The organism is Primorskyibacter flagellatus, assembly GCF_900176485.1.
Lineage (GTDB): Bacteria > Pseudomonadota > Alphaproteobacteria > Rhodobacterales > Rhodobacteraceae > Primorskyibacter > Primorskyibacter flagellatus.
Window position 1 is genome coordinate 1 of record NZ_FWYD01000042.1, and the last position, 6,567, is coordinate 6,567.

Consider the following 6,567-nt stretch of genomic DNA (forward strand, 5'->3'; position numbering starts at 1 on the left):
CGGCGGAATTCGTCAGTTCGTTTCAGTCCCATAGTTCATCTCCTTTGGTGCAGTAAATGCTATCAAAGGAGCGGCATCAAACCGTGACAGGTCCAGACCGTGTGGACGCTTTGGAAGAGGAGGCTCGCGATCTGCAGGAGGCCTACAGCGCCGAGGACCTCACGCGGTCTGGGGTGATCGCGTCCTGGTCGAACGGGCAAGTGACGCTCCATCTGGGCCTCGTCCGCCCCGAGGACATCGTGAAAGAAGAGGGCGCGCGCGGCTCCTCGGCTAACCCGACCGGGGAGGAGGCCCCGGACGCCGGCGAAATCACTTATCCAGCCTCACTGGCCGAGGATCTCAAGACCGAGCGAGCCATGGCGCTTGGGGCCGCGATGGCGCTGCATCCGGAAGCCACGCTCGATCTGACGCTCTTCAAGCTGGTGAGCGACGTTCTGGCCAGCGGCATGAGTGTCACGCAGGCGATCAAGATCGATGCCCGCAAGGAATACCGCAGCCATGCCAAGATGGACGAGATCGACGAGACCTCGCTCGAGCAGGTGGCCGCGGCGCATGATGTGCTGGACCTCTCGTGGCTCGATGATACCCGTCCGCCCGCCGATCAGTTTGCGGCGTTTCGCGCGCTGGAGACAGGGGAGAAGGCCAAGCTTGTGGCCTATGCCACGGCCAGCACCACGCAGTCCTGCTTCGCGCGGGACCGCCAGCGCGACAGCCTGATGCATGCGTTCGAGATCGAGATCATGCCTGACATCCGCGCCCACTGGACGCCGAATGCGGCGCTCTTCAATCGCTTTAAAAAGGCGTGGCTCCTGAAGATCCTCGGTGAGGATCTGGGTCTCGCCCAGGAGGCGGTGACGCTGGCTTCGTCGAGCAAGAAGGAGATCGTCGCCTTCTGCGACAAGCTCTTCGCCGAGCCCTTCGCCACGCTCACGGACGCGCGGCGCGCTGCCGTGGCCGCCTGGTGCCCGCCTATGATGCAGACCGCCGGTGTCGCCTTTGACGAGGCGGAGCCCACTGCGGAAACCCCGGAGCCTGACAGCGAGGTCGCGCAGGCGGCCTGAGCCATCACGCGACCCGCGCGTAGATCATGCCACCCGCGCGGGTCGACCCTCCCACACCCAACGGAAAGACATCCCCATGGCTATTCTCAAGTTCTCTGCCTCCGCAGTTGCGGCGCAGATCGCCCATGCGCGCGCCTGCAAAACCTTCCTGCCCAACTGGAACGGGCCCGTGGACAGGCCCGCCCTGATCCTCATTGTCGGCAATGGTGTGCATCTGCGCTCAAACGGCATCGATGGCACGACCACCCGTATCGTCACCACCGAACAGGCCGATCCCTCCTTCGCCTTCGCCGACGGCATGAACCCATTTCGGGATACCGACTGGATGGCGCAGCGCCGCATGGCGTTTCGCGATCTGACCGGCCAGTTCTACACCGACATCCTGGATGACGTGCAGGTGCTCATCGACCGGGGGCAGGGGGCGATCCGGCTTGCCACCGATGGCCACAGCATCCGCGTCTTCGTGCGCCGGGCCTCGGATTATCTCATCGGCGGGACCTACGAGGTGCCGTCAGGCCTCGGCGGCACCTTCCGGGTCATCCTCAAGGATGCCTGCGACACCTTCGCGATCGTGCAGAACTGCGGCAATTGCGAGGATTTTGACGCCATGCAGCCCTACCGCGTGCCGCTCGATGCGCTGATGGAAATCGATGACCGGAGGGCGGCGTAACGCGCCCATTCTCAAACAAGCGTCGCCAATACCCTGCCGGGCCTGCTGCCCTCTCGGGACATTGGCGACAACAATTTTCCCAATGAGAGAAAGGACTCTGAGATGGGATGGCTTTTCTACACCGACGGCCGCGTCCAGACCTACGCGGATGAGAAAGCGGAAATCGCCCGGCTCTGCACCTCTCATGGCGAAAGGCGCAAGACGGAACTGGTCAAAGCGTGCAAGGTGGGTTCGACTTGGTATGCGGCGGCAAGGGTCACAAGTATCGATGGCTCGCCGGTCGAGGATACGACTTATGTGACCGATGCGGATGGCTCCATCACTTTCGGGGCTGTCTTCCTCACCCGATACGATGACGGCTGCTGGGGCTACAAGGACATGGAGGAAAGCGCTGGCCCGAACGAGTCTCGTGCTCCCCTTGGGCTGATCGCGCTCCTCTCCGACCTGAAAGACCCGGACAGCTACGCCCAGGACTGGCGTCAGCGTTGCCGGAATTGGGCTTCGATCCCTGACTACGAGGAAGGCGACAAGATCAGGCTCGCCACCCCTGTGACGCTCACCGATGGCAGCACCTGCCAGATCGTCACCGCGACGCACTACAGACGCGGGCGGCAAAAACGCCGCTGCTACCGCATCGAGGAAACCGGTGGGCTCGTACGCCTGTCGAAGGCCTCGCTTGCGGGCTCGGAGCTGCTCAGCTCCGCGAAAGGTGCTGCCAGCCCGGTGCTGGCGGAGTTCCTGGCAGGGCGAAATTAGGTCCTGCGCCGGACGGTTCATCGACCTGCCCAGTGACAGCAGATCCTGCGGCTAATCTTGACAAGGCAATGCAAATGCATTACCTCTCGTGGGCAGCAAAGACCCGTTTCTTCAGGAGACTGCCATGACAGCCCTCGCACAAGATGTCTCGAAACTCACGGATCGGTATCAGACGACCGTGCCGGCGGGTGTGCGCAAGCAGCTCAAGCTGGGCAAGGGCGACCAGATTCGCTACTGCACCGAGCCGAGTGGCAGGGTCTATATTGAGCCCGTGCGCAGCGAAGAGGAAGATCCCGTGCTCGGAGCTTTTCTCGATTTTATCGAGGCTGATATCAAGGCGCATCCGGACCGCATTCGGGCCTTCGATGGGGCTTTGCATGACCGTCTTGCAGCACTGGTCGGAGAGGTTGACGTCGATCTCGATGCGCCGCTATCGCTCGAGGATGAATGAGCGGCGATAGCGTGCCCGCCCAAGCGCCCCTTGTCGTAAACGGATGGTCGATTTATGCGCATCCGCTCTTTCTGGACCAGCTCGAAGGGCTGATCGAGGAAGTTGAAGCGCGTAAGGCACGCGATCCCAAGACCTGGCGCAAGAAAAATTCCACGAAACGGCTGGCCGCCATCTTCAAGCTGGTCACCGAGGCCATACCGGCAGATCCGGGTGCCGCCGCCTTCCGGCAAGGCGGCACACTCGGCGATCACCGCAAGCACTGGTTCCGGGCGAAATTCTTCCAGCAGTATCGGCTGTTCTACCGGTTCAACAGCGATGCAAAGTTCATCGTGGTGGCCTGGGTGAACGACGACAAGACCCTGCGCGCCTATGGCAGCAAGACGGATGCCTACGCGACGTTCAAAGGGATGCTGGAAGATGGCAACCCACCTGACAATTTCGACGCGCTCTTGAAAGAAGCAGCGGCGGCGAACAAGCGGTTCGAAACTTCCCTTGAAGCGGCGCCAGATCGGTAGGTGGGCCAGCTTGCTGGATGGTGGGCGGAATCCCACGCTAACCCTGTTCGCAAGAGGGTTTTTCTGCGCTGCAATCAACCGTCAAGCTTGAACCAAGAGATAGGCGCCCTCGGTGTGTCATATGTCTAGTACGACAAGAATCTCTGAGGTCTCTCCGTATCCGTACACCTGCCGTTCGCCGCATCGTGTACGAACTGGTAAGATGCGGACAAAGCGCTAATTCGCTTAAGTTACTCGAACGACCGCTTCACGGTGAATCTAAATTCGTTCGGCAAAGCGCCTGATGCGTTGCACCAGGCGCCTCTTGTTCCTGTCACATCGCGTTACTTGATGGCGAGGATGTCGAAGTTGTGGACGTTAGCGACCACGCCGTCGTCCCACCCGCCAGCGACCAACTCCGCTGCCCGTTCGTTCAGCAGCCCGGCGACTTGACCGGCAAAGTGTGCTTCACGGCCAGCATTGTTGGTGAAGATGTCGAAGATTGCGAAGGATGTTTCGTCAATCTGCAGCGCCGCCCAGAACAATGTGCCGGGTTCGGTTTCTCCGACGATGGGACCAGCTGCGGTCAGCAAGGCTGCCAATTCCGGCCCTCTGCCGGGTGCTGCTTCGAGCGTGATGTACGTGGCTGTCGTGGCCGAGTAGAGATCAACCGGTTCCCTCACCGACAGGACATCGGAATTGTTGATGTTCGCGACAACACCATCGTCCCAGCCCCCGGCGACCAGCGCGTCGGCATTTTGGTTCAAAGCCGCGGCCACAGCGCCGGAGAAATGCGCATTGCGCGCTTCTTCATCCACGAAGATATCAAAGATCGCGAGCGTATCGTCGTCTTGCAAGGCAAACCAAAGCACGGTGCCTGGTTCGGTGTCCGCGACAATCGGGGCGGCTCCGGCCAGAAATTCGGCGAATGCTTCGGTCTGGCCTTCAGCGGCGGGCATGGCGATGTAGCTGGCAGTGTGATTTTCCATTGGGGTTTCCTGTGCGGCTGCAGATGTCGTGATCAAGGCCAAAGCGGCGAGTGTCTTGAGAATTTGGGCTTTCATGGTCGCCTCCTGATTGAGAAGTTGTTCTGTTTGGATTCGATGCACCCTTTTCTCATGCCGAATGCCTCAGGCACCAATCCCGAACTTCTATTCTTTGATAGACATGTGCTATGGTGAACCTCATGGCGGAAAGTGACGGAGACTGTGGCAGTGGAGATGAACCAGATCAGGTATTTTTTGGCTGTCTGCCAGCATCGCAACTTCACCCATGCCGCTAGCGCCTCAAATGTTTCCCAACCGTCCTTGACGACCGCGATCAAGAAACTTGAACACGAGCTCGGGGGTGATCTGTTTGTCAGGGACCGCGCGGGATGCAGGTTGACGGCACTCGGAAAACTCATGCAGCCAAGGCTACAGAAAGCGCATGACGAAACGCAGGCAGCTAAGGCAGAAGCCGTCCGCCACACGCGACTAGAGCGGGTTCCTATTTCTGTCGGTGTTGGCGAAACGATTGGTCACAACCGGATTTCAGCCGCCGTGGAACGCTTCCGTACACGATTGCCGCAAGCCGAAATAGAGTTGATCGTGGCGTCTGCCTCCAAGCTTCTGGCCGGATTGCGAGAGGGTGAATTTGACGTCGTTGTCACAGCGGCGACGGTCAGTGAAGACCTCTATCGAATAGACCAGCTCTATGACGAGTCCTACAAGGTTGTGGTGTCCAAGTCGCACCCGTTGTCTGGACGAAACGCTATTTCTCTTTCGACACTCGCTGAAACTGACATGCTCGATCGACCCAATTGCGAAATGCGCGATGCGTTGCATCGGGCATGTGCAGACCAAGGTCACGAACTCTACGCGGCCTATCGGTCAAATCGCGTGGATTGGTTAGTCGAACTCGCGCGGCAGGGATTAGGCGCGGTGATTTTGCCAACCACGGCAATTCCAGCAGACAGGGGCCTCGTTTCGATACTCATCGACGGCCTTGAAATTTCGCGAACTGTTTCTGCTCTTCGTTATCGGCACCAAACGACGAGACCAGAGACAAATGATCTGATCCGTGAGATTGCGCGTGTGTAGGCGTAGTATCATTGATGGCCGACATTCGCGCATAGTGCAGTAACTGGTACTTTGGGCTCAGAGTCAGATTTCGCCGCGCTTCCAATGAACGGCGGCTTCGAGCTTCACGTATGATTGTGCCCCCTCCGGCATTCGATCCCCAAGTTGCGCGACTTGATGTGATCACAATGGCCTTGCCGTTTGCGACGCCACGCGGAATGATGAAGTATTGGCTAACGATAGGCTCGGAGAAAGCGTGATGCACGAAAGGGGAATGGGTGGTCGGCACCTCGATCTCGAAGGGCAATGCGCGACTGACCTGACGGGGCCTCGTTTCCCAATTGCGGTGCGCGTTGTAGACATGCCCGAAGATCTTGGAAAGCTATTAGATATGGGTTTCGAGGAGCATTTCCGTGGCCGCTGAAGCGAATTCGTATGACGCGTGGTTTCGCGCGAAGGTGCAGGCCGCGCTGGAGAATGCACGCTCGGGAACATCTCAGGTTCAGGTGATGCAGGCCGCACAGGCATTGATTAATGCGAAGCGCCAGAGCCAATCCAAGTCCTGAACAAGCCTTGGAGATCAGCGCGGTCTGACTACGCCACCCTGAAAAGCGAAAGATGCCGTAATGGGGCTGTCGGCGAATCGGACATGTTTCGCTTGTTTGTCAGCATGATGTGGAGTGCCGTTGCCCTTGATGCGCCTGCAGCGCGTCTACGAGGTCGTATGTTTCCATGCGCCTCACTTCCTAGGAATAGAAGGGCAACGACATGAATGTATTTATCGGACTGGATGTATCTCTGGCAAGCACGGCGATTTGTGTGCTGGGGCCGCAGGGGAAGATTGTTGAAGAATTGCAGGCGGAGAGCGAGCCTGAAGCTCTGGTACGCGCGATCGTCGCCCTTCCATATTCGATCGCCGCGATCGGTCTGGAAGCTGGACCTCTGTCCCAATGGCTGAGCAAGGGGATGGAAGAGGCTGGTGTCTGTCGTCATATAAAATGGGACATCAGAGCGGCTTGAACATTGGAGGCTCTGGTTCGGTTGTTTGATTGATTATGCTGCTTGTTTTTGATGT

At 58.9% G+C, this 6,567-nt stretch carries 8 protein-coding genes and 1 pseudogene; 8 read left to right on the plus strand and 1 reads right to left on the minus strand.

What is annotated here, in order from left to right; genetic code table 11:
* Nucleotides 1-95: 95 nt before the first annotated feature.
* The 5 genes and pseudogenes from B8991_RS20500 to B8991_RS20520 all read left to right on the plus strand — a co-directional run.
* A pseudogene (locus tag B8991_RS20500) lies at nucleotides 96-1,061 on the plus strand (ParB/RepB/Spo0J family partition protein); the annotation flags it as partial.
* Nucleotides 1,062-1,137: 76 nt separating this feature from the next.
* Nucleotides 1,138-1,731 (plus strand): hypothetical protein, encoded by a 594-nt coding sequence (locus B8991_RS20505; RefSeq protein WP_009503761.1) that lies wholly within the window; start codon nucleotides 1,138-1,140, stop codon nucleotides 1,729-1,731.
* Between the two features lie 102 nt (nucleotides 1,732-1,833).
* Nucleotides 1,834-2,487 carry a DUF6927 domain-containing protein gene (locus B8991_RS20510; RefSeq protein ID WP_084355143.1) on the plus strand — a complete coding sequence of 218 codons (654 nt, stop codon included), beginning with the start codon at nucleotides 1,834-1,836 and terminating at the stop codon, nucleotides 2,485-2,487.
* A gap of 124 nt (nucleotides 2,488-2,611) precedes the next feature.
* A complete protein-coding gene (locus B8991_RS20515) occupies nucleotides 2,612-2,938 on the plus strand; it encodes a type II toxin-antitoxin system PrlF family antitoxin (protein ID WP_084355147.1) in 327 nt (108 codons plus the stop codon).
* Nucleotides 2,935-3,453 carry a type II toxin-antitoxin system YhaV family toxin gene (locus B8991_RS20520; protein WP_084355144.1) on the plus strand — a complete coding sequence of 173 codons (519 nt, stop codon included), beginning with the start codon at nucleotides 2,935-2,937 and terminating at the stop codon, nucleotides 3,451-3,453. The genes B8991_RS20515 and B8991_RS20520 overlap by 4 nt, the downstream gene beginning before the upstream one ends.
* 323 nt (nucleotides 3,454-3,776) lie before the next feature.
* Here B8991_RS20520 and B8991_RS20525 read toward each other — a convergent pair whose 3' ends face one another.
* The gene (locus B8991_RS20525) at nucleotides 3,777-4,496 is read right to left on the minus strand and encodes a putative quinol monooxygenase (protein ID WP_012187353.1); all 720 of its coding nucleotides are present in this window, start codon (nucleotides 4,494-4,496) and stop codon (nucleotides 3,777-3,779) included.
* A gap of 156 nt (nucleotides 4,497-4,652) precedes the next feature.
* On the opposite strand from B8991_RS20525, the gene B8991_RS20530 reads away from it, so the two are divergent.
* The 3 genes from B8991_RS20530 (at nucleotide 4,653) to B8991_RS20540 (ending at nucleotide 6,512) form a co-directional block, all read left to right on the plus strand.
* Nucleotides 4,653-5,513, plus strand: coding sequence for a LysR family transcriptional regulator (locus B8991_RS20530; protein ID WP_200797839.1), 861 nt, complete (start codon nucleotides 4,653-4,655; stop codon nucleotides 5,511-5,513).
* 392 nt (nucleotides 5,514-5,905) lie between these two features.
* A complete protein-coding gene (locus tag B8991_RS20535) occupies nucleotides 5,906-6,058 on the plus strand; it encodes an antitoxin PaaA2 family protein (protein ID WP_084355145.1) in 153 nt (50 codons plus the stop codon).
* Nucleotides 6,059-6,260: 202 nt separating this feature from the next.
* Nucleotides 6,261-6,512, plus strand: a complete 252-nt coding sequence (locus tag B8991_RS20540) for a hypothetical protein (protein WP_084355146.1) — start codon at nucleotides 6,261-6,263, stop codon at nucleotides 6,510-6,512.
* Nucleotides 6,513-6,567 lie beyond the last annotated feature (55 nt).

Coding starts and splice junctions, on each gene's coding strand:
- B8991_RS20515 (WP_084355147.1), top strand. CDS start 2,612: ATGACAGCCCTCGCACAAGATGTCTCGAAACTCACGGATCGGTATCAG.
- B8991_RS20530 (WP_200797839.1), top strand. CDS start 4,653: ATGAACCAGATCAGGTATTTTTTGGCTGTCTGCCAGCATCGCAACTTC.
- B8991_RS20505 (WP_009503761.1), top strand. CDS start 1,138: ATGGCTATTCTCAAGTTCTCTGCCTCCGCAGTTGCGGCGCAGATCGCC.
- B8991_RS20510 (WP_084355143.1), top strand. CDS start 1,834: ATGGGATGGCTTTTCTACACCGACGGCCGCGTCCAGACCTACGCGGAT.
- B8991_RS20520 (WP_084355144.1), top strand. CDS start 2,935: ATGAGCGGCGATAGCGTGCCCGCCCAAGCGCCCCTTGTCGTAAACGGA.
- B8991_RS20525 (WP_012187353.1), bottom strand. CDS start 4,496: ATGAAAGCCCAAATTCTCAAGACACTCGCCGCTTTGGCCTTGATCACG.
- B8991_RS20540 (WP_084355146.1), top strand. CDS start 6,261: ATGAATGTATTTATCGGACTGGATGTATCTCTGGCAAGCACGGCGATT.